Origin of the sequence: Pseudomonas sp. R4-35-07 (assembly GCF_003852235.1) — a bacterium.
Taxonomy (GTDB): domain Bacteria; phylum Pseudomonadota; class Gammaproteobacteria; order Pseudomonadales; family Pseudomonadaceae; genus Aquipseudomonas.
The window spans coordinates 2,318,642-2,340,729 of record NZ_CP027732.1; the positions used below are offsets into that span (position 1 = coordinate 2,318,642).

The 22,088-nt window shown below is 59.9% G+C and carries 21 protein-coding genes and 1 pseudogene; 12 read left to right on the forward strand and 10 right to left on the reverse strand.

The genetic code is table 11. The annotated features are described in order from the left end of the window. The first annotated feature begins 47 nt into the window (after positions 1–47). Complete coding sequence (locus tag C4J89_RS10760; protein WP_124414363.1) at positions 48–533, forward strand: MarR family winged helix-turn-helix transcriptional regulator; 486 nt, start codon at positions 48–50, stop codon at positions 531–533. Positions 534–560: 27 nt separating this feature from the next. On the opposite strand, the pseudogene C4J89_RS10765 reads toward C4J89_RS10760, so the two are convergent. The 3 genes and pseudogenes from C4J89_RS10765 to C4J89_RS10775 all read right to left on the reverse strand — a co-directional run bounded on the left by C4J89_RS10765 (position 561) and on the right by C4J89_RS10775 (position 4,046). Continuing rightward, a pseudogene (locus C4J89_RS10765) lies at positions 561–1,497 on the reverse strand (LysR family transcriptional regulator). A 110-nt stretch (positions 1,498–1,607) separates the two neighbouring features. Beyond that, positions 1,608–2,798, reverse strand: coding sequence for an MFS transporter (locus C4J89_RS10770; protein ID WP_124414364.1), 1,191 nt, complete (start codon positions 2,796–2,798; stop codon positions 1,608–1,610). 117 nt (positions 2,799–2,915) lie between these two features. Continuing rightward, a complete protein-coding gene (locus C4J89_RS10775; protein ID WP_372238982.1) occupies positions 2,916–4,046 on the reverse strand; it encodes a serine hydrolase domain-containing protein in 1,131 nt (376 codons plus the stop codon). A gap of 182 nt (positions 4,047–4,228) precedes the next feature. Here C4J89_RS10775 and C4J89_RS10780 point away from each other — a divergent pair, with 182 nt between their 5' ends. Together C4J89_RS10780 and C4J89_RS10785 are read left to right on the forward strand one after the other, a co-directional pair. Continuing rightward, positions 4,229–5,107 (forward strand): LysR family transcriptional regulator, encoded by an 879-nt coding sequence (locus C4J89_RS10780; RefSeq protein ID WP_124362324.1) that lies wholly within the window; start codon positions 4,229–4,231, stop codon positions 5,105–5,107. Between the two features lie 152 nt (positions 5,108–5,259). Next, complete coding sequence (locus C4J89_RS10785) at positions 5,260–6,771, forward strand: serine protease (RefSeq protein ID WP_124414366.1); 1,512 nt, start codon at positions 5,260–5,262, stop codon at positions 6,769–6,771. Between the two features lie 110 nt (positions 6,772–6,881). On the opposite strand, the gene C4J89_RS10790 is transcribed toward C4J89_RS10785, so the two are convergent. After that, positions 6,882–8,156, reverse strand: a complete 1,275-nt coding sequence (locus C4J89_RS10790; RefSeq protein ID WP_124414367.1) for a glycoside hydrolase family 68 protein — start codon at positions 8,154–8,156, stop codon at positions 6,882–6,884. A gap of 298 nt (positions 8,157–8,454) precedes the next feature. Here C4J89_RS10790 and gcvA point away from each other — a divergent pair, with 298 nt between their 5' ends. From gcvA to C4J89_RS10805, 3 genes are all read left to right on the forward strand, one after another. Beyond that, positions 8,455–9,348 carry a transcriptional regulator GcvA gene (gcvA, locus tag C4J89_RS10795; protein WP_124414368.1) on the forward strand — a complete coding sequence of 298 codons (894 nt, stop codon included), beginning with the start codon at positions 8,455–8,457 and terminating at the stop codon, positions 9,346–9,348. A gap of 77 nt (positions 9,349–9,425) precedes the next feature. After that, positions 9,426–10,253 (forward strand): DMT family transporter, encoded by an 828-nt coding sequence (locus C4J89_RS10800; protein WP_124414369.1) that lies wholly within the window; start codon positions 9,426–9,428, stop codon positions 10,251–10,253. Between the two features lie 28 nt (positions 10,254–10,281). After that, on the forward strand, positions 10,282–11,043 hold the full coding sequence (locus tag C4J89_RS10805) for an SDR family oxidoreductase (protein WP_124414370.1): 762 nt from the start codon (positions 10,282–10,284) through the stop codon (positions 11,041–11,043). Positions 11,044–11,274: 231 nt separating this feature from the next. On the opposite strand, the gene C4J89_RS10810 is transcribed toward C4J89_RS10805, so the two are convergent. After that, positions 11,275–11,457, reverse strand: a complete 183-nt coding sequence (locus C4J89_RS10810) for a general stress protein (RefSeq protein ID WP_124366593.1) — start codon at positions 11,455–11,457, stop codon at positions 11,275–11,277. 299 nt (positions 11,458–11,756) lie between these two features. Between C4J89_RS10810 and C4J89_RS10815 the strand changes: the two genes are divergently transcribed. The 4 genes from C4J89_RS10815 (at position 11,757) to C4J89_RS10830 (ending at position 15,331) form a co-directional block, all read left to right on the forward strand. After that, a complete protein-coding gene (locus C4J89_RS10815; RefSeq protein WP_124362331.1) occupies positions 11,757–11,981 on the forward strand; it encodes a hypothetical protein in 225 nt (74 codons plus the stop codon). Between the two features lie 159 nt (positions 11,982–12,140). Continuing rightward, positions 12,141–13,025, forward strand: coding sequence for a manganese catalase family protein (locus C4J89_RS10820; protein WP_124414371.1), 885 nt, complete (start codon positions 12,141–12,143; stop codon positions 13,023–13,025). Positions 13,026–13,088: 63 nt separating this feature from the next. After that, entirely contained in the window at positions 13,089–13,598 is a 510-nt protein-coding gene (locus C4J89_RS10825; protein WP_124414372.1) for a ferritin-like domain-containing protein, read from the forward strand. A gap of 107 nt (positions 13,599–13,705) precedes the next feature. Next, a complete protein-coding gene (locus C4J89_RS10830) occupies positions 13,706–15,331 on the forward strand; it encodes a histidine kinase famiy protein (protein WP_124414373.1) in 1,626 nt (541 codons plus the stop codon). Here the strand turns inward: C4J89_RS10830 and cyoE are convergent. Genes cyoE through cyoA form a run of 5 tightly spaced genes read right to left on the reverse strand, consistent with a single transcriptional unit; the run spans position 15,303 to position 20,022 of the window. Then, on the reverse strand, positions 15,303–16,199 hold the full coding sequence (cyoE, locus tag C4J89_RS10835) for a heme o synthase (RefSeq protein WP_124414374.1): 897 nt from the start codon (positions 16,197–16,199) through the stop codon (positions 15,303–15,305). The genes C4J89_RS10830 and cyoE overlap by 29 nt on opposite strands. Further along, positions 16,157–16,495: a cytochrome o ubiquinol oxidase subunit IV gene (gene cyoD, locus C4J89_RS10840; protein ID WP_124366599.1), complete on the reverse strand. Its 339-nt coding sequence runs from the start codon at positions 16,493–16,495 to the stop codon at positions 16,157–16,159. Before cyoD ends, cyoE begins: the two co-directional genes overlap by 43 nt. Before the next feature lies 1 nt (position 16,496). Beyond that, on the reverse strand, positions 16,497–17,111 hold the full coding sequence (gene cyoC / locus C4J89_RS10845; RefSeq protein ID WP_124414375.1) for a cytochrome o ubiquinol oxidase subunit III: 615 nt from the start codon (positions 17,109–17,111) through the stop codon (positions 16,497–16,499). A gap of 5 nt (positions 17,112–17,116) precedes the next feature. Beyond that, the gene (gene cyoB, locus C4J89_RS10850) at positions 17,117–19,096 is read right to left on the reverse strand and encodes a cytochrome o ubiquinol oxidase subunit I (protein WP_124362338.1); all 1,980 of its coding nucleotides are present in this window, start codon (positions 19,094–19,096) and stop codon (positions 17,117–17,119) included. Between the two features lie 2 nt (positions 19,097–19,098). Further along, positions 19,099–20,022: a ubiquinol oxidase subunit II gene (gene cyoA, locus C4J89_RS10855; protein ID WP_124414376.1), complete on the reverse strand. Its 924-nt coding sequence runs from the start codon at positions 20,020–20,022 to the stop codon at positions 19,099–19,101. 225 nt (positions 20,023–20,247) lie between these two features. Between cyoA and C4J89_RS10860 the strand changes: the two genes are divergently transcribed. After that, positions 20,248–20,562 carry a hypothetical protein gene (locus tag C4J89_RS10860; RefSeq protein ID WP_124362340.1) on the forward strand — a complete coding sequence of 105 codons (315 nt, stop codon included), beginning with the start codon at positions 20,248–20,250 and terminating at the stop codon, positions 20,560–20,562. 132 nt (positions 20,563–20,694) lie between these two features. Further along, the gene (locus tag C4J89_RS10865; protein WP_256681676.1) at positions 20,695–22,035 is read left to right on the forward strand and encodes an APC family permease; all 1,341 of its coding nucleotides are present in this window, start codon (positions 20,695–20,697) and stop codon (positions 22,033–22,035) included. Positions 22,036–22,088 lie beyond the last annotated feature (53 nt).

Sequence of the window (22,088 nt, forward strand, 5' to 3'; positions counted from 1 at the left end):
TCACTTCCCCTAAGAATGTGTAAGATGCACATAACAGGGAGCAGCTTATGACTACGAAAAATAAAGTGCAAGATACACATATATCGGTGCAGATGAAGGATCTGCACCGGTCCTTGATCTCGATCTTGAGCGTGATGAACCGGCCTCGCAATGACGAGCGGCTGATCGCGGAAGCGGGCGTCCATCTGGATCAGGCGCTCTTTCGCCTGCTGGTGGTCATCGAGCGGGTAGGACCGATTGGCGTTGTGGATCTGGCAGGTCGCCTTGGCCGGGACTACACGACCATCAGCCGCCAGGTCTCCAAGCTTGAACGCATGGAGTTGGTAATTCGGCATGAGAACTCTGAAGATCGCCGGATGCGCGAGGCGGTGGTGTCTGAGAAAGGCAAGGCAGTCACCGACAAGATCGACCAGGCGCGTGAGCGCCTGGCCCGGGAAATTTTTCAGGACTGGGCTGCCGAAGACATCACCTCCCTGGTGCGCCTGATGCGTCAATTCGCGCAGGCCCTGGAGCAGGGCACAGAAGTTGGCTAGCGTCGGCAGCTTACGACGTGCGTTGCCTCATGCGCTGCCGATCTCACACGGCGGCGCTTCATCCTGATGTGAAATCGGCAGTGCCGCCAGGTGCGGTGATTCGCCGAAGTACTCGATCAGCAGTTCGGTGAGCACGCGTATTTTGCGGGCGGGATGCGCGCCTGGCGGGCGGATGAGGTAAGCACCGGCCGGGGGCGGGGGATGGTGGGTCATGATCGGCACCAGTGCGCCGGTTGCGATGTGTTCATGGGTGAGGCAATCGGGCAGGTAGGCGATGCCAAGGCCTGCAGTCGCGGCGGCGGCAAGGGCGGTGCCGTTGTCGGCCTTGAAGCGCCCTTGCGGGCGAACCGTGATGATCGTGTCACCGTCCATGAATTGCCAGGCTTCGGTGCCCTGCATGAGTGCCTGATGGGTGTGCAGTTCGTCTGGCGTCTCGGGGGCACCGTGCGCCTGGATGTAGTCCGGGCTCGCGACGAGCTTGGTATAGACCGGGCCAATACGCCTTGCGATCAAGTTGGAGTCCTGGAGATAACCCACCCGGATTGCACAATCGTACCCTTCAGCGATGAGGTCAACGAAGCGATCGCTGTAGCAGGTCTGCAGGTGAAGCTGAGGATGACGGCGCGCCATTTCCGCCAGTACCGGTGCAAAGTGAGTCGGACCGAACGACAGTGGGACCGCGACGCGCAAACGGCCGCGAAGGGCGCCGGCGGGCAGGATCGTCTCCCTGGCGATGTCGATCTCGGTGCAGACTCTGGCGGCGTAGTCCCGGAACGTTGCGCCGGCCTCGGTGAGTGACGCCCCGCGCGTGGAGCGTGCCAGCAGCTGCACGCCCAGTTCGGTTTCAAGCCGAACCAGACGCCGGCTGACGATCGACTTCGACACGCCGAGCCGCAGCGCCGCCTGTGAAATACCCCCCCACATCAGCCACTTCCACGAACGTCTGCAGCTCTTCGATATCCATAGGTGCGTTCCCCTTTGCGCGACACAGCTCGCCTCGGGATGCTACTAATGCATCATTTTTAGCGCGCTTAAAGGGCAGCAATGCGCCGTGACACGGTCCCGTGAATGACTCTAATGCACAATCGCTTGGACTTCCGGCGCAAGTTCCGGTTGCCTTGCTCCATATATCAGTACCTTGGCCATTATCACCACCGCTGCCAGCGCGCAGAAAACCAGGCCACTGACGATGGTTCCCTCCATGCCCATGCGCGCGAGGAACCATCCGCCCGCCGTTGCCCCGAGCGTTACGCCCAGATTGATGAATGAAATATAGAGACCGGTGACAAACTCTGGCGCTTCCGGGGCCTCGGAGGTCAGCCAAACCTGGGTCACGATCAGTCCACTGGTATGGGTTGCACCCCACAGAACCACGATCAGAACCATTGGCAAAATGGCCGGGCTGGCAAAGAAGTGGAGGATCAGGTACGACGCTCCCAGCATGATCGGGTGCATCAGCGTGGTCACTGTCTTGTTCTTTGACAGCAGGCGACCTGCCAGCAAATTACCGGCCACACCGCCTACACCGAACAGGATCAACATGGCGCTGATCACTTCACCGCTCATGCCGACTTCGCGCGACAGGTACTCGGCGCTGTAGGAGTACACCGAAAACATCGCACCGAATATCAGCGTCGAAGCCAGTATGTTAAGCCACAGCGTAGGCTTGCGCAGGATGGCCAGTTGTTCACCGTAAGGCGTCCGCTGGCCGGCGAAGGTATCGGGTAACCGGGCAATGATGCCCAGGCCGGCGATGACGTTGACGGCGGTGCAGAACAGGAACGCCGCTTCGTAGGAAAAACGTGCCGCGATCCAGGTGGTGATAGGGACGCCGAGTACCATGCCCATGCTGGTGCCGACAAACGCCTTGGCCGTGGCCTGCGTGGCTTGCTCTTTGGGATAGAGGGAGACCACCGCGACAAACGCCAGCGAGAAATACACCGGATGGAAGAACGCGGGAATGATCCGCAGGATCGCGAGTGTTCCGTAGGTGGGCGCATAAGCCGACAAGGCGCTGGCGCCGGCAAAAATGAACAGCGAGAGGGTCAGGATCCGCTTGCGGTTGTAGCGCGAGAACAGCAGCACCATGAAGGGACCGAATACCGCGATGATCAGAGCGAACAAACCTACCAGGTAACCCGCCTCGGACGCGCTGACGCTGTAGCGTTCGATGATCACCGGCAAAATACCGATCACGCCGAATTCGATGGTATAGACGCCGAACAGGCCCAAGGCAATGAAAAACAACGGGTTGAACAGTTTCATGGTCGGTCCTCCAGGGTCACGATGACTTTGCCCAATTGCTTACCGGCTTCCAGGTATTGCATCCACGCCCTCCCGGGGGTGTCAGGATGTCGGATCAGCATCGCCGCCGGCACCCTATCAAACGCCATAGACGGCGTTGCACAGATCAACGGTGAATTGGCCGAACATGCCTTCGAAGGCGGTATTGGTGAACGCCACCACGGACAGCTGCTGTGCCGGGTCGACGAACCAGGAATGACCAAACGCTCCTCCCAGGCGCCAGGTGCCCGCTGACTCCGGCACCTGCGCTGCTTGCGGATCGGTCAGTACGGTGAACCCCAGGCCGAAACCGCGTCCTGGCCAATTGGCCAGTTCCAAATCGCCGGTCTGGACGGTCCCCATTTCCTTGGCCAGGTTCGCTGGCATAAGCGCGCCACCCCCCTGGCGCAGGGTTTCGAGCAGCTTCAGGAATTCCCCGGCGGAGCCGATCATGCCGGAGCCGCCTGAAGGGTAGGCGCTGTCGTCAAGGGCACGGTCCGCGTCCATGCGGATGCCCGCGGTGTTCTCGAAAACCTCGATCACTTCAACGCCCTTCATGCGTCGTGGGGCAGGATCCGCATTGAGATAGGCGGCCGTCAGGCGAGACGTGTCGACCACGTTGAAACGGGTATCGGACAGGCCGAGCGGCTCGCACACCAATTGGTTGATCGCGTCGGCCAGGCTGCTGTCACACACCCTGGCAATGAGTGCGCCCAACACATCGGTGGCTATCGAATACCCCCAGTCGGCGCCAGGACGGTACAGCAGCGGCGCGGTCGCCAGTCGCCGGATGTTTTCTTCCAGCGTCAGCGGCGCGTTTTCCAGCCCGTCACACACACCAGCACGCGCATAGGCGCCGCCACCTTTGGCTTCGAGGAAGCCGTAACCCAGGCCGGCTGTATGGCTGAGCAAATGGCGTACGGTGATCGACGCGCGGGAACCGTCCACCAGGGATGGCTGAAATTCCGGTAGCCAGCGGGCGACGGGGTCGTCCAGGCCAATGCGGCCTTGGGCAACCAAGGCCAGCGCGGCGGCGGAGGTAATCGGTTTGGTGACTGAGGAGAGACGGAACAAGGCGTCGGTGCGCATTGGTAAACCGGCCTCTCGATCAGCCAGCCCCACGGTGTTGCGATAGGTGATTTCGCCGCGACGGGCGACCAGCACGACGGCCCCCACCAGGCGCTTGTCTTCGATGGCGCTGTGCAGTGCCGCGTCGATTCGCGCCTGCATGGGGTCGGTGGCGATAGCGCTGGATAATTGAATGGTTTCTTTGGCGGTCATGTTCGCGATTCCCTGCTGGTAGTAGACGTCGCCATGCTAGGGCGCAGACGGCAGGGGAAACAGAGGCTAGAATTCCGGACACATCGGACGTTTCGTTCCGCAATTCAAGGCGCAGAACTCAAGGAGAGTGCGTGGACAACCTCAGCGGAATCTCGGTTTTCGTGCAGGTTGCCGAAACTCGCAGCTTTGTAGCCGCGGGCCGGCAATTGGGCGTGTCATCGTCGGCGATTGGCAAAAGCATCGCGCGCCTGGAACAGCGCCTGGGCGTCAGGCTGTTTCATCGCAGCACCCGCAGCATCAACCTGACGGCGGAGGGCATGCTGTTCCTGAACCGCTGCCGGCGCGTGCTCAATGAGCTGGAGGCGGCGGAACTTGAGCTGTCGAACACCAGCAGCGAGCCACGTGGCACGCTGCGCGTGAGCCTGCCCTTGGCCGGGCAGTTCTTGTTCACGTTGTTATCCAGCTTTGCCAAGCGATACCCGGACATTCATCTGGAACTGGATTTCAGCGACCGACTGGTGGATGTCGTGGAGGAGGGCTTTGATGCGGTGGTCAGGACCGGTGAGTTGAATGACTCCCGTCTAGTGGCGCGACGCTTGGGTGCTTTCCGTTTCCTGCTGGTGGGCGCCCCGACCTATTTCCAGAACCAGGGTGCGCCCCTGGATGCCGGCGACTTGAGCAACCATGACTGTTTGCTGTACCGGGTGCCATCCACCGGCAAGCTCGAGCGCTGGCCGCTACCGGACAAAGCTCACAACGGCGCGCAGGACCTGCGGGCCGTGCTGATCAGCAACAACATCGACATGCTCTTCAACGCCGCCATGGAGGGGCGAGGCATTGCATGCCTGCCGGAATTTGCCGTGAAGGATGCTCTGGAGGCTGGAGCATTGCAGGCCGTACTGACTGAAGAGGTCACCCGCACCATTCACTTCAGCGTGCTGTGGCCGCCAAACCGCTTCATCACGCCCAAGCTGCGCTGTTTTGTGGATTTCATCTCCTTGCATATGTGAGTGTGCGAGTGGCGTCGAATGCGGGCGGGCGCATTGATGAAGTCGCCGGCGTATTTTCTCGGTCGCTCACTGTAGCAACCCGATAGGGCACAGCAGTTCGAAGTGCTGGGTAAAGTCGACACACACATCTGTCGCTATACGCCGAGGCCTTCATGCTGACCCGTTGTTTTATCCCTCTTCTATTACTTGTTGCACCCTTTATTGCCGGACAATCCCATGGCAGAGATCTGGCGCAAGGACTGACCGATCAGGGCCCGTCCGCAGCCTTGCAGAACCACGACCAGCGGTATGGGCTGTGGTCCGGAATTGGCCTGATGAAAAATGCAATCGGCCAAAGTTGCAATGCGGTACTCCTGGACACCCGTGACCGGCAGAATAAAGCCGTCGGCCCTGCTTATGTATTGACGAGTGGGCATTGCGTGTATTTCAGCTATGGCACGGCCGCGATCAACCAAGCCATAGAGGCGAACATCACGTTCAATTATTTCCACGACACGCCCGCACAACACCGCAGTTTTCTGATTAAAAAGGCGCATTGGAGCAGTATGGTCGGTACTGATCTGGCGATTCTTGAACTCGATACCTCACTGGCCGCGCTCGTTGCAAAAGGCATCGTGCCACTCAAGCTCGCAGCTCATCAGCAGGCAGGAGAACGAGAGGTAATAAATGTCGGATCCCCGAGCGGGTTTCGCGAAAAAGGCTTGCGTATGAGTGCGTGCAAGGAAACGGCAACCAACAGCTTTGTCGAACATCCCGGTGTATTTCCTGGCGCCACCAAAAATCGTTGCCAGGATCTTCAGTACGGGAGTTCCGGGAGCCCGATGCTGGACCGGCGTACCAACGAAATCACCGGTATTGTCAGTAAGGTCGCGGCTGTCATCAAAAAGGACATCCTCAGCAATTGTCAGAATACCTCCGCGTGTGAAGCGGCCAAATTCAACTACAGCTATCCAGCCAACGACCTTCATCATTGTTTTGTCGATGGCCGGTTCTTGAATAACACGCTGAACTGCCAGCTAAAATCCGTCGAACTTGTCCTTGAAGAACCCTGGAAGCTCAATCCCTATGTGCATTTGCAGCAGGGCGCCACGGGGCTGAGTGTTCGACCCACCTGGAATATCAGGTTCTCGATCCTTGATCCCTTCTATCGATTCAAGTCCGTGCGCGACGTCAAGGAGTGCCGATTCCCCAACGGCTATTACAGCGCCGTCGCCTCGGCAGAGGGTTACATCAATCAAGAAATCGGACCGGCGTTGGGTCCCCATGTGTTGTGCATCATCGGGATACAAAGCCGCAGCGAACCGCTGACGCCGGCGCTGCTTCACAATGTTTTCACACACGCCGTCTTCTTGACCGCCCCAACGCCCGCACCTCAGATCAGCCTGAACTACAACGTCAACTGGGACGACCAACACACAGACTTCACCCAACATTACTTCTATGTCGATACTTCCCAAGGGGCTTTGTGCCAAGACATTGATGATGTCCGCTATGCATTTGCCAACGGCAGCGCTACTTATGAAATATCACAGCTTCCCATTACGTTGTGCAGCTACGCACGCAATTCTGCTGGCCAACCGTCCGCCGTGCGTACGGATGTGATCGAAATATCAAGGTATCTTCCTACCACGCAAATGCTGGAGCCGTCAGCGTCGCTGCGATAAGACCTCATCCGAACCGGCTACATTCCTGTCGCCAGTTCGCAATGAGGCAGGCGTATCAGCAACGGGTTCTCATCGAACTCAAACCCGTTGCCTCAAAGCCCTGTAGCGCTTTACTTGAGGGTGACGTCAAGCATCGGTGGGATGTAACCGTAGTCATATTCGGCGACTACGAATGTTTGCTGCCCCTTGATCTTGATGCCCACCGTTGGTGCCTCGGTGCCGCCGATACGCATCGTTGTCCCGCTTTCGCCGGTAGGTACGCTGTCGATAAAGGAAGTCACCAGGCCGTTGGGCATCACGCAGTGGGAGTAGGTCTGGAAGGGCTGGGACGACGGGTTGCCCAGCACCAGGCCGGAACCGTTCAAGGGCACGTAAGGGCCGAACAGCGAGTCTGCGACAAAACCGTACACCCCGTCTGGCCCGGTTACCCCGTCGGCATAGGTGAAGGTGTGGCTGATGGTGAACAGGTAGTACTTGCCGTCCTGGAACACGAAGTGCGGACGTTCGGTCTGGTCATTGACGCCGACTGCGGTCAGCAGCGGCGGCAGCATTTCCCAGTCGTCTCCATCCTCATCACGGGCCACAGCGATACCGACACAAGCCGTCTGGAAGCGCGAGTTGCCGACGTCTTCATAGCCCGGCGGCACATCGCCGATTTCCGCCTTACCCACTGTGTGCGAGCCACGCTCGCCAGCCACGTTGCCCTCGAACAGCATGTACAGCTTGCCGTCCTTCGGGTCGCGGAACGGCCACGGATCGCGGAACCCCCAGAACGCATTCTGCGCTTCGGTCTGGTACATCTTGCCGTCGGCCTCGAACAGCGGCTTGACCTTCTCGAAGCCCACCAGGCTGACGCCATGCTCGGTGGTCACCACGCGGCCACGCACCTTGACGATGGTCGCGCCTGGCGTGACTGCGGTGTAGTACAGGTCCACTTCACCTTGCTTATTCAACAGGATCGGCGTGCCAGCCCATTCACGAACGGTGGGCGAAACCCCTTCAGCCATGACCCGGCCGCCGAGTTTCCAGTCCTTGCCGGTGCGGGAAAACCAGTAGTACATCTTTGCCCGACCATGGCGATCGTTCCAGTCGCGGGTGATGTCGTAGTTGCCATTCTGATCGAGGTATTGCGGGTCGGTCGGGTGGCGGTCTGCGGTCAGGGTGAAGATCACCGACCAACCATCGACGGAGGTGATGTTGCCGTCGATATCACGCAGCGGCATGGTGTCCCAGATAAACACCTTGTCGCTCAGTACCGGGAAGTCGGCACTCACCAGTGGCTGGGTGGTGGTGGGGTCGTCTGCGCGGACTTTCAGCGCATCGGCGCGGGTCCACAGGCTGGGTTGATGGGGCGTTTTGCCAAATTTCTCGGTGATGCTTTTCATAAGGTAAACCTCGTCCATGAAGGTAGATAAATACTGTATTCATATACAGTGATTTGACTTTAGAAGACTCTATCCTTCGGGTCAAGGACAAAAATGCATTTATGCATAATTAAGGTTTTTCGGTGAGCTGATACGTTTCATCTTGAGGCTTTTACGGAAGTTCGGCGCTGTGCAGACGCGTTCTGCGCTTCACCGACCCTCGGTTTGAATGGACGACGGTGATAAGCGCTGCACTTGCCACTCACATGAGCCAACGCTCATGCTCAGCGTTTTCCAATCACTCGCCGGACACCCACCCATGAGAGACCTGCCGCCGACCGCCACACTGCGCGCGTTTGAAGTTGCGACCCGGCACCCGACCTTTACGGCAGCCGCGCAGGAACTGCATGTCACCCAGAGCGCGGTCAGCCATCAGCTCAGGCATCTGGAGGCGTTGTGGGGGCTGCAGTTGTTCGAACGCGGCAAGGCATTACGCCTCACGGCGGCAGGGGCCACGCTGGCGCCTATCGTGCGGGAGTTCTTCATGAGCCTGGAGGCGACCCTCGGCGATCTGCGCGAGCAAAAAGGCAGGGTGCGCCTGAGTGTCAGCACCACCTACTCCTTCGCGTTGAAATGGCTGCTGCCACGCTTGCCGAACCTCGCTCGCCAGCACCCCGAGCTGTTGGTGTCGCTGCACACCACGGACGACATCATCCACTTCTCCGGCAACCAGGCCGATGTTGCGATCCGCCTGGGCAAGGGCAATTACCCGGGCCTGCATACAGAGTTTCTGTTTGGCGAGCAGGTGTTTCCGGTGGCCAGCCCCGAATTGCTGCGTCGTATGGGGACACCGCGCAGCCCGGAAGAACTGTTGCAGTTTCCGCTGCTGATCCGCGACGGCGCCGAGCTGGCGCCGAAATGGGAGGTCTGGTTTGAAAGTGTCGGGCTGGCCTTTTCGCCGCTCAAGGAAAGCGTCAGGTTTGGCGACACCAACATGACGGTCGAGGCCGCCTTGCTCGGCCACGGCGTGGCGTTGGTGCGCAGTCGGCATGTGGAGAACGAAATCAGCGATGGTCGCCTGGTGCGGCTGTTCGATGTGCCGTTCCCATCGCCGCTGGCCTACTATTTCGTGTGCCCCAAGGGCATCGAAGCGCAGCCGCATATCGTCAACTTCCGCCGTTGGTTGAGCAGTGAGGCGCTGAAAGTGCAATGAGCCGGGTCTGAAGATTTGCTCATGCTGCGATGAAGAGACTTCGCTGAAGGCAGGGCGTTGGATTGCTAGGATGGCGCATGCCTATTCATTTGATCTGCCTGGTGCTTTTCGCCGCGCTGCTGCATGCCAGTTGGAATGCACTGCTGCGTGGCGGTGTCGATCGACTCTGGTCTATGACGGTGATGTGCATCGCCATCGCCATCACCTGCGTCGTCGCCGCTGCGTTCCTGGTGCCGCCCGCCATTGAGAGCTGGGGCTATGCGCTGCTGTCGGCATTGCTGCATGTGGGCTACAACCTGTTTCTGGTGCGCAGTTACCGGGTCGGTGACCTCGGGCAGATCTACCCGATATCCCGTGGCTCGTCGCCGGTGCTGATCACGCTTGGAGCTGCCGTCTTCGCCGGCGAAAGCATCACCCCCGGCGAGTTGCTCGGTATTGCGCTGGTATCCGGCGGGATTATTTCCCTGGCGTTCCGAGGCCGCAGGCTGTCGGTGCCCAGCTTGCCCTATGCGCTGGGCACTGGCTGCTTCATCGCCGCCTATAGCGTGGTTGACGGCATTGGCGCCAGGCTCTCCGGCGCGCCGCTCGGCTACACGGTGTGGATGTGCGCGTTGTGGGGCGTGCTGATGCCATTGGTGTACATCGGCTTGCGCGACGCCCGCAGCTTGTTCCGCGTACGGTCCGGCACACTGGCCGCTGTGGTCGGCGGGCTGGTCTCGTTGCTCGCCTATGGGATTGTCATCTACGCCATGAACGAAGCGCCGTTGGGCGCGGTGTCGGCATTGCGCGAAACCAGCGTGTTGTTCGCGGCGTTGATTGGTTACCTGTTCCTCGGCGAGACGCTCACGGCACGGCGGGTCCTGGCGTGCGCAGTGATCGCCAGCGGCATCCTCATTATCGGTTGACAGGGCTGACGGCTCAGGAGGTATTTCAATGGTTAACGTCTCACAGGCACCGCTTATTCTGATAACCGGTGGCAGTCGCGGAGTGGGCGCAGCCACCGCCCGGCTGGCTGCCGCAAGAGGCTACGATGTCGCGATCAGCTACGTGGCCAACCAGCCTGCGGCCCTCGCAGTGGTGGCGCAGGTCGAAGCATTCGGGCGCCGAGCCTTGGCCATGCAGGCCGACAGTGCCGACCCGGCACAGGTCGCCGAGTTGTTCAGCGCCATCGACCGTACGTTCGGGCGAATCGATGTGCTGGTCAATAACGCCGGGGTACTGGCGACTCAGTCACGCCTGGAAGACCTGGGTTTCGAACGCATGCAGCGCATCTTTGCGGTCAATGCCATAGGGCCGATCCTCTGTGCCCAGCAGGCGGTGAAGCGCATGGCTTACCGGCATAACGGTCCGGGCGGCGTGGTGATCAATGTTTCTTCGGCATCGGCGCGCCTCGGCAGCCCCGGCGAGTACGTGGACTATGCGGCGTCAAAGGGCGCCCTGGAGACGTTTACCATCGGCTTGGCCAAGGAGGTCGCGCGGGAGGGCATACGCGTTAACGGTGTTCGCCCAGGGCATATCTATACCGACATGCACGCCAGCGGCGGCGAGCCGGGACGGGTCGATCGCGTCAAGGATTCGATTCCCATGGGCCGTGGCGGTCAGCCGGAGGAAGTGGCACAGGCCATTCTATGGCTGGCCAGCGCTGAGGCATCGTTCGTTACGGGTACATTCCTTGATGTGACGGGGGGTAAATAAAAAAGCCTGCCTATGTTTTTTTCGCACTTTCCTGAGTTGCAGCAACACGCCAGCACAACAACTAGTCAGTGACAGTTGTTAATTAAATTAGTGTGCGCAGACGAACTAACGATGCCTGGCCTGACATACGGATCGTTGTGTACGCGCCGACAGGGAAGTTCAAACGATCGGCGCAATGAACGGCAATTGCGTGAATTGAAGGGGCAGCGAGGCCGCCCCTTCCACTCTCACTCAAGAGCCCGACTTCCGGCCGCCGCCATGGCTGTTCTGCCCGCCTTTACGGCCCGCCTCGGACGCTTTGTCACGGTCATTGGCGAAGTTGCCGCCCGACGATTGGCCGCCTTTTTTCCCTGCTTCGGATGCTTTTTCGCGATCGTTGGCAAAGTTGCCTGGGTTTTTATTGCCTGTAGTCATGACAGTTCTCCAGTCGCTAAGTTAGCGTTTCGTTAGTTGCCCGTTATGGCAGCGGGCATCTATTCCGATAGCGACGCCAGCAGAAATGTTTTACTGATTTTTATAACAGGCGACGAACGGCAGATAAGCCGGGAAAGTTGTACAAGTTCGCCGTCTTAACGCCGCTTCGTATAAGTTTTTCCCGTTGCTGCGTGCCGGCAATAACAGCGTTCACGCCATTCGTCTTTTTCGTTGCACTTGAACTCCATGGGCCGGCTCAAACGAGGTTCCCCCTCTTTGTGAACTGGAGATTTTTTGCCATGAACCATGACCCATCCAACTCACAGCACCGACCAGTTGAACCGCTCGATAAGCCGAATGACGATGGTTGCGTGATCGGCACCGCCGGACGTGACGAAGACCCAAACGCAACCACTGACTGGGACCACCCCGACAGCCATGCGACCGCTGTCGAGGCCACCGTGACGCCGCCTAACGGCACGCCCGGGATCGACACCGTTCCAGAAGCGGATGATGCCAGCTGAGCAGCAGCGCCGCCGTTTCGCTTGTTGTACAACGGTTAACCGCTCGTCGTGATGCGCAAATTAATTTTGAAATTTTTCACGCGCCGCTCGCTTCCCATGAAAGGTAGGCGCGCATTCCCAAGATGCCGCCACTTTCAGTAAGCCTGAGGAGATTTGTTGATGTTCCTACATAACAAGCGACTTCAATACACCGTACGTGTGGCCGAGCCCAACCCGGGTCTGGCGAACCTTTTGCTCGAGCAATTTGGCGGAGCTCAAGGTGAGTTGGCGGCCGCATCCCGTTATTTCACCCAGGCCTTGGCTGAGGACGATCCAGGGCGCAAAGACCTGTTGATGGACATCGCCACCGAAGAACTCAGCCACCTGGAGATCGTCGGCTCGATCATTGTGATGCTCAACAAGGGCGCCAAGGGCCGAATGGCCGAAGGCGTGGAGGAGGAGGGCGAGTTGTATCGCTCACTCAACGGCGCCGGCAATGATTCCCACATCACCAGCCTGTTGTACGGTGCGGGGGCGCCGCTGATCAACTCGGCCGGGGTGCCCTGGACAGCGGCTTACATCGACACCATCGGTGAGCCCACGGCGGATATGCGCTCCAATATCGCCGCCGAAGCACGCGCCAAAATCGTTTATGAACGGCTGATGAACGTCACCGACGATCCAGGCGTGAAAGATGCCCTCGGGTTCCTGATGACCCGTGAAATTGCGCATCAGATGTCCTTTGAAAAGGCTCTGCATTCAATTCAACCGAATTTCCCCCAAGGCAAGTTGCCAGGCAAGCCGGAGTTCACTCAGGTGTACTACAACATGTCCCAGGGCGCGGAAGACCTGCGTGGCCCTTGGAACCAGGGCGAGGAATGGGAGTTCGTGGAGAGTCCGCAACCTGCGGTCGATGGCGGTGATGGCATGGCCAGCGTGCAGTTGGACGCCGACGACGAAGCGCTGCTGAGCGCGATGAAAATCCGCACCGCCTCCGACCCTACCAGCGACCCCACCACCGGCGCTGACCTGGGCGCGGGCCTTCAGCCCAAGCCTGAACTTTGATGCGCGCCAGCCGCACGCCCAGAGGCGTGCGGCTTTTTTATTGGCTTGAAGAGGAGTAACAAGATGGCGACCCCACAGGAAAACCTGCTCGACTGGCTACGCGATGCCCATGCCATGGAGCAACAGGCCGAGAAAATGCTCAAGGCACAATCGGAGCGACTGGAACATTACCCGAAGCTCAAAGCCCGGATCGACGAGCATATTCAGGAAACCCTCGGCCAGCAGGCGCTCATTGATGAATGCCTGGCGCGCCTGGGCGGCAGCGCGTCGACCTTGAAAGACATGGGCGGCAAATTGATGGCGTTCGGGCAGGCGGTTGGTGGCTCACTGATGAGTGACGAGGTGATCAAGGGCGCGATGGCCGGCTATGTGTTCGAAAATATGGAGATTGCCAGCTACACGGCGCTCATAGCGGCCGCGAAAGTAGCCGGAGACGCCGAGACACAAGCGGCCTGCGAAAAGATCCTGCCCCAGGAAATTGCAATGGCCGAGTGGCTCCTCGAGCATCTGCCCGAGCTCACCCAGGCATTTCTGGAGCGCTCTGCAGCCCCCGATACACAGGCCAAACGCTGAGATTGCACGCGGCGCCCCGCCGGCGCCGCGCGTGATTGGGCGCAGCCTCGCACTCCGCTGCATTTTCACGGTCAATGGATCACGCACCACTTATCTGGAGGTGAACCGTGGACACAAAGAAAAAGCCCACAGTCGGCGGTGAGGCGTTGGCAGTGCTGTCTTCCGACCGTAAAGACCTGTTCTTCGCCGCCATGCAAGCCAGCCACAGCGCGATGATCGTGACTGACCCCGCGCAGCCCGACAACCCGATCATCTTTGCCAACCCGGCGTTTCTTGCGCTGACCGGGTTTGAGCATGACGAGGTCATCGGACGCAATTGCCGGTTGCTGCAAGGGCCAGAAACCGACAAGAGTGCCCTGCGGCAGGTGCAGCGTGCGCTTGAGGGCCACCATGAGGCCTGTGTCGAGGTGCTTAATTACCGCAAGGACGGCTCGACCTTCTGGAATGAGATATTCATCTCGCCGTTGTTCAACGAGCGCGGCCAACTGGTGTACTTTTTTGCCTCCCAGCTGGACGTGAGCCGGCGGCACGACGCGGAACTGCGCGTGCGCCGCGTCCAGGACCTTGAAGCGCTGGGGCAACTGACGGGTGGCATCGCTCATGACTTCAATAACCTGCTGCAGGTGATGGTCGGGTACCTGGAGCTGATCCAGCAGAGCGCCAAGCGCCCCGGCAGCGACCCGCAGCGCATCGTCAACAGTGCCAGCCGTGCCCGGGCGGCCGCTGAAAAAGCGCAAACCCTGACCCAGCAATTGCTGGCGTTTTCGCGCAAGCAGCGGCTCGACAGCCGTGTGATCAATCTGAACAGCGTGTTGAGTCGGCCCGACTTCAGGAGCGTACTGCATGACGTCGAGCTGCACATAGAACTCGCCGACGATCTGTGGAACTGCTGCATTGACCCTGCCCAGGCAGAGCTGGCGGTGCGGCACTTGCTGTCGAATGCCCAGGATGCATTGCAAGGGTGCAGCGAGCCAGCAGTGACGGTTAAAACCCGCAACGTCCAAGTGCCGGGCGAGGTCGGTGCTGAACGTGATGGCCTGGCTGAGGGCCGCTACGTCAGCATCTCGGTGTCGGATAATGGCAGCGGCATCGCCGAGGGTATTCAGGATAAAGTCATGCAGCCGTTCTTCACCACCAAGGAAGAAGGCAAGGGCTCGGGTCTGGGACTGTCGATGGTGTATGGCTTCGTCAAGCAATCGGGCGGCACGGCGCGGATCCATTCCTATCCCGGTGTCGGTACCACCATACGTCTGTACTTTCCGGCCGATGATAGTCAGCCCTGGGTCGAGCAAACATCCGCCACCGCCTCACTGCAGGGCCACGAGAACATCCTGATCGTGGAGGACCGGCCCGACGTGGCCGAGTTGGCCCAAGTGATCCTGTCTGACTACGGTTACCGGACCGGCATCGCGCACACCGCCGCCGAAGCATTGAGCATGCTCCAGAGCGTCCCGTATGACCTGGTGTTCAGTGACTTGATCATGCCGGGCGCGATGAATGGGGCGGTACTCGCCCGTGAAGTATCGCGCTTGTATCCGCACATCAGGATCCTGCTCACGACCGGCTATGCAAAAGACGCATTGGAGCGCGCGGAAATACAGGTGCATGAATTCGAGCTGATTCAAAAGCCCTATCAACCCACGGACCTGCCTCGAAAAATCCGCGCGGTGCTGGATGCCGGATCTACGGGGACAGCCGACACGGTCAGCGGAGTACTGCCAGCGACAGGTTGAGTACCAGCACCAGCAGAATCGAGCATCCAAATACCCTGCGCGCCCAGGCGGGCGGGTCCGTCAGGCGCGTGGCGCTGGCAGCGAGCGCCATCCAGTAACCGCAGAACCCGAGCATCAGCGCGAAGTACACGGCGTTCATCTGCGCAACCACGCCCAGCGCCATGGTGCTGGCGAGGAATGCCAGCATGTACGCGTGTATCTGTCGGTGGGCCTCGGGCAGGCTCAGCAGGGGCAGGCGCGCGGCGCGAAAGTCCTCGCGACGCATCACGGTGATGGCATGGGAGTGAGGCATCTGCCAACAGCAGAACACCAGCACCAGCAGCATCGCCGTGGCGTCGAACCGACCGCTTACCGCGCAATACCCGATCACCGGCGGCATTGCCCCGGAAAGGCTGCCAATCAGGGTTGCCCAGTGGGAGCGCCGCTTCAGCCAGTAGGTATAAACGCCTGCATAAACGACCAGCCCAACCAGTGCCAGGGTGCAGGCCAGCATGTTGCTGCCAGCCCACAGCAAACCGAAGCCGATGACACCCAGGGCGATGGCGTAGCTGACGGCGGCGGGCACGCTGATGGCGCGCAGTGCCAGCGCGCGGTGGCACGTACGCACCATGCGTCGGTCGATATCCCGGTCGGCACAATTGTTGATGACACAGCCGCAGCCGATCACCAGTGCGGTGCCAAGCAGGGTGGCCAGCAAGTGGGCGGAATTCGCCAGATGGCCGCTGCCCGCGAGGAAGTAGCCCCCCAGCACCGACGCGAGATTGCCGAAAATAATCCCCGGCTTGGTCAGTTGAACCCCTACATTGAACAGCCCCAGCCAGTGTTTCAGTGCGCCAGCATGTTGTGATGAATACTGTTCATGATCCATAGCGAAAGTCCTACCAGCAGAAGGATGATGACCGCCGAGAAAATCAGCGCAATCAGGTTCCAGCGTTGCTCCTCGGCGGTATCCAGATGCAGGAAGAACTTCAAGTGGACCACGATTTGTATCGCGCCCAGCGCCACCACCAGCCAGGCGGTGGTGGTGCGTGGCAGTGACGGGAACATCACCATGGCGAACGGGATCAGGGTGAGCAGCACCGACACCAGGAAGCCGACCAGGTAGGAGCGGCTGCTGCCATGGCTGCTACCTGCGCTGCTGTGAACCGAACTTTGTTTGTACATGTCACACCACCCCCAACAGATAGACCACGGTAAAGACGCAGATCCACACCACGTCCAGGAAATGCCAGAACAGGCTCAGGCAACTGAGCCGGGTGGCGTTGGTGCTGGTCAGGCCACGCTGGTGCACCTGCACCATCAGCACCGCCATCCACACCAACCCCGTCAGGACGTGCGCGCCGTGGGTGCCGACGAGGGTGAAGAACGCGGTCAGGAAGCCACTGCGGTCCGGCCCATGGCCCTCTGCAATCAACTGATGGAATTCGTTGATTTCCATAGCGATAAACCCGGCGCCCAGCACGAAAGTGAGCCCCAGCCAGCGCAGAACCTGGGGCTGCTGGCCACGGTTCATCGCCAGCATCGCGTAGCCGTAGGTGATGCTGCTGAGCAACAGCAGCATGGTTTCAGCCAGCACATAGGGCAGCTCGAAAATGTCCGCACTGGAAGGGCCGCCCGCGACACTGTCGCGCAACACCGCATAGCCGGCGAACAAGGTCGCGAACAGGATGCAGTCGGTCATCAAGTAGATCCAGAACCCGAACAGGCTCAGGGAACCGGCGTCTTCATGCCCTTGTTCGTGGGTGTGGGCGATGTCTTTTTCGATCACGATATTGGACATAAGAGTCAAGCCTCTGCCAGGTCTTTGAGACGGGCCGTTTCGATGCGCGCCACCTCTTCTGCGGGCACGAAGTAGTCAGTGTCTTCGTCGTAACTGCGCACCACGAACGCAACCACCGACGCCACCAGACCGAACGCCGCCAACCACCAGATATGCCACACCAGGGCGAAGCTGCAGATCAGCGCGAACACACTGATAACCAGGCCCGACGCGGTGTTGCGCGGCATATGGATGCTGCGATAGTCGGTGTGGCTCAGGGTGCTCACGCCGCGCTCCTTCATGCCCCAATAGGCGTCCAGGTCGTCGACCTTGGGTTGCTCGGCGAAGTTGTACACCGGCGGCGGAGAGGAGGTGGCCCACTCCAGCGTGCGCCCGTCCCACGGATCGCCGGTGAGGTCGCGATACTGGGGGCTGTGGCGGTTGCGGATGCTGACGAACAGTTGCAGTGCCTGAGCGGCCACGCCGCAGAGGATGATCGCCACCCCGACCAACTCCAGCAGCAACCAGGGCCGCCATTCCGGGTTGTCGAAGTGGTTGAGGCGCCGGGTCATGCCCATGAAGCCCAGCACGTACGACGGCATAAAGGCGAAGTAGAAGCCGATCAACCAGCACCAGAACGCGATGCGTCCCAGCTTGTCGTTCAAGCGGAAGCCGAAGGCCTTGGGGAACCAGTAGGTCAGGCCCGCCATGTAGCCGAAGACCGCGCCGCCGATGATCACGTTGTGAAAGTGCGCGATCAGGAACAGGCTGTTGTGCAGCAGAAAGTCGGCGCCGGGAACTGCCAGCAGTACCCCGGTCATCCCGCCGATGCTGAAGGTCACGATAAAGCCCATGGTCCATAGCATCGGGGTTTCAAAGCGCACTCGGCCACGGTACATGGTGAACAGCCAGGTGAAGATCTTCACCCCGGTCGGCACGGCGATGATCATCGTCATGATGCCGAAGAACGCGTTGACGTTGGCCCCCGCGCCCATGGTGAAGAAATGGTGCAGCCACACGATGAACGACAACACGGTAATCGCGATCGTTGCCCATACCAGCGACACATAGCCGAACAGCCGTTTACTGCTGAACGTGGCGGCAACCTCCGAAAACACCCCGAACGCCGGCAGGATCAGGATGTACACCTCCGGATGCCCCCAGGCCCAGATCAGGTTGACGTACATCATCGGGTTGCCGCCGGCTTCGTTGGTAAAGAAATGCATGCCCAGGTAACGATCCAGGCTCAGCATCAGCAGGGTGGCGGTCAGGATCGGAAACGACGCCAGGATCAACACCGAAGTGCAGAGCGCATTCCAGGTGAACACCGGCATCTTGAACAGGGTCATGCCTTGGGTACGCATCTTCAAAATCGTGACGAAGAAATTCACCCCCGTCAGGAGCGTGCCTATGCCGGATATCTGCAAGGACCAGATGTAGTAATCCACCCCCACACCGGGGCTGTACGCTAACCCGGATAACGGCGGGTAGGCGACCCAACCGGTTCGCGCAAACTCACCGATCCCCAGTGAGACGTTGACCAACGCGGCACCGGCCACGAACAGCCAGAAGCTCAGCGCGTTGAGAAACGGGTAGGCCACATCGCGTGCGCCGATCTGCAACGGCACCACAACGTTCATCAAGCCGACCACGAAGGGCATGGCCACGAAAAAAATCATGATCACGCCGTGGGCAGTGAAAATCTGGTCGTAATGCTCCGGCGGCAGGTAGCCCGGCCCGCCACTGGCGGCCATGGCTTGCTGGGTGCGCATCATGATCGCGTCGGAAAAACCGCGCAGCAGCATCACCAGTGCCACGATGATGTACATGCAGCCGATCTTTTTATGGTCCACCGAGGTGAACCACTCGCGCCACAAATAGCCCCATTTGCGCTTCCAGGTAATGGTCCCCACCATCGCCACACCGATCAGGCCGATAATGGCCAAGGTGTACATCACGATGGGTTCAGTGGTTGGAATCGCGTCCCACGACAGTTTTCCGAACATTGTTACCGCTCCTCAGCCAGCAGACTCGGGTGTTGATCGGCGCGCGTTTCAACGCCGCTCACGGGTGCGCGCTTGGGTTTATTGGCCTTGTTCATGCCTTCGTATTTATTGACGATGTCCAGGAACAGCCGCTCCTGAACCGCCGAGTAGTAGGTCACCGGGTGCTTGATGGTGGGCTTAGCCAATTGCGCATAGCTCGTCTGGTCCAGCGGCGTTGCCGCGCCCTTGACCTTGCTCACCCAGCTTTGGAAGTCGGCGGGGCTCAGCGACAGGGTAGAGAAATGCATGTCGGAAAAACCGGGGCCGTTGTAGTTGGCGGCGATGCCCTTGAATTCGCCGGTTTCGTTGGCGATCAGGTGCAGCTTGGTCTGCATGCCGGCCATGGCGTAGATCTGCCCGCCCAACGCCGGGATGAAGAAGGAGGTCATGGCCGCGTCGGAGGTGATGGTGAAGCTCACCGGCGTGTGCACCGGCAGGGCCAGTTCGTTGACGCTGGCGATACCCAGGTCGGGGTAGATGAACAGCCACTTCCAGTCAGTGGCCACCACTTGCACATTGATCGGCGGCGTGTCCGAGTCGAGCGGGCGATAGGGGTCGAGGGCGTGGGTGGTTTTCCAGGTCACCCAGCCCAAGGCGATGATGATCAGCAGCGGCACGCCCCACACCACCGCTTCGATCTTGTGGGAGCTGGCCCAGCGTGGCGAGTAACGCGCCTTTTTATTGGTGGCACGGTAGCGGTAGGCGAATACGAACATCAGCACGATCACCGGCACCACCACCAATAACATCAGGCCTGTGGCGAGGATAATCAGGTCGCGTTCATCGGTTGCAACCTGCCCCTTGGGATTGAACACCACGAGGTTGCAGCCGGTTAATAAGAAAGTGCTGGCGAGATAGGCCAGGCAATAACTCATCGTTCGTTTCATGCCTTGCTCCTGTCGTGAAAACATCCGTGATTGCGCTGTCGAACAATTTGAATGGGGCCCTCAGGGGTTGGTTTAACAAAATGTTACGTCGCCTGACGAACGGTTTAACAAGCGAAACGCTAATGAGGCTTCTATAAAGTTCGCCTTGGAAAAAACACGGAATCCCTGCTAAAGAGTTCAGGTCTTAGTTGAAAGACCAACCCTTAACGGTCTTGGAGAACAGCTATGTTCATTCGCGGCAATACCTATAACGCCTGGGCCGCAAAAGCACTGGACGAAGAGTGCTTTACCCAGGAAGTGGAAAACGGCTGCCATATCGAAGTCAGGGCCCGCGAGCGGGAGGATGCCGATATCGAAGTGCTGCTGTGCGTTTACACCGCTACGGGCCAATGTGTCGCTGAGCGCACCAAGCAGTTACCGGGCGCGGAGTGGACAGTGCATGACGCGCTCAAGCGTGGTATCGACCAGGCCGAAAGGATTGCCGGGGGCGAATCCGGTCGATTGCCCTGCGCCGACGCACACGGTCACGACGACGACTGACGAGGCGCCTGCGCTGGATTCGCACGAATAAAGGAACTTTGGTGACGCGGGCATTTTCCATTGTAGATAGCCCTGCCTCAGCCGGCCCGTGCCGGCTGATCGCTGAACGCAAACCGCCGCCAGAGCCGCCCCATGACCGAATCCACTCTCAGCCACGCCGAACCTTCCAAGCCGTCCTTGCGCCGCGCCGTCACCGGCCCGATGTTGTTCCTGTTCATCCTGGGCGATGTGCTCGGCGCAGGCGTGTATGCGCTGGCCGGCACCATCGCCGGCCAGGTGGGCGGGGCGATCTGGGTGCCGCTGCTGGTGGCGCTGTTCTTCGCCATGCTCACGGCCGGCTCCTACGCGGAACTGGTGACCAAGTACCCGCACGCCGGCGCCGCCTCGGTGTTCGCCGAGAAGGCGTTCAAGTCACCGCTGGTCTCGTTCCTGGTGGGCTTTTGCATGCTCGCAGCGGCCGTGACCAGTGCGGCCGGTTTGTCACTGGCGTTTGCCGGGGACTACCTGGCGGCGTTTATCGACGTCTCCCCCCATGTGGCGGCGCTGGTCTTCCTGGTGGTGATTGCGCTGTTGAATGCCCGCGGGATCAAGGAGTCGCTGGGTGCCAATATGGTCATGACGTGCGTGGAACTGTCCGGGCTGTTGTTGGTGGTGGTCGCTGCGGCGTGGTGCTTCCAGGCCGGTGAAGCCAACCTGGGGCGGGCGTTTGAATTCAAGCCTGGCGTCAATCCAATGCTGGCTGTGCTGGCGGCTGCGTTATTGGCGTTCTATTCGTTTGTCGGCTTTGAGACGTCGGCTAACCTGGCGGAAGAAATCCGTGGTGTGCGCAAGATTTACCCGCGTGCGTTGTTCGCTGCGTTGATCACGGCCGGTATCGTGTATATGGCGGTCGGTGTCGCTGCATCGGTGGTGTTGCCGATGGACAAGTTGACGGCCACTTCGGCGCCGTTGCTCGAAGTTGTGCGCGCGTCGGGCTTGAACATTCCACCCCAGCTGTTTGCCTTCATTGCCTTGGTGGCGGTGGCTAACGGCGCTTTGCTGACGATGGTCATGGCCAGTCGCCTGACCTACGGCATGGCGCGCATGGGCCTGTTGCCGGAGCCTTTGTCGCGGGTGCTGTCCAAGCGCCGCACGCCTTGGGTTGCGATCATCGCCAGCACAGCCGTGGCGATTGCGCTGACCTTGACCGGCACGCTGGCGGCGTTGGCTGAGACGGTGGTGTTGTTGCTGCTGTTTGTGTTTCTCAGTACCAACCTGGCGGTCTTGGTGCTGCGCCGTGACCGGGTCGAAGAGCGGCATTTTCGTGTGCCGAGTTGGGTGCCGGTGTTGGCGATTGTGTCGTGTCTGATCCTGCTTAGTCAGCAGAGTCTGGATACTTGGCTGCGGGGTGGGGCGTTGATGGTGCTGGGGGTGGTGTTGTATGGGTGCAATCGGTTGGTGGCGCCTGCTGTTCAGGAGCCAAAGCCTCTCTAACTGACGCGCCGCGTTCCAATGATGCTGGATCAGAACGAGTCCATATCCGTTGC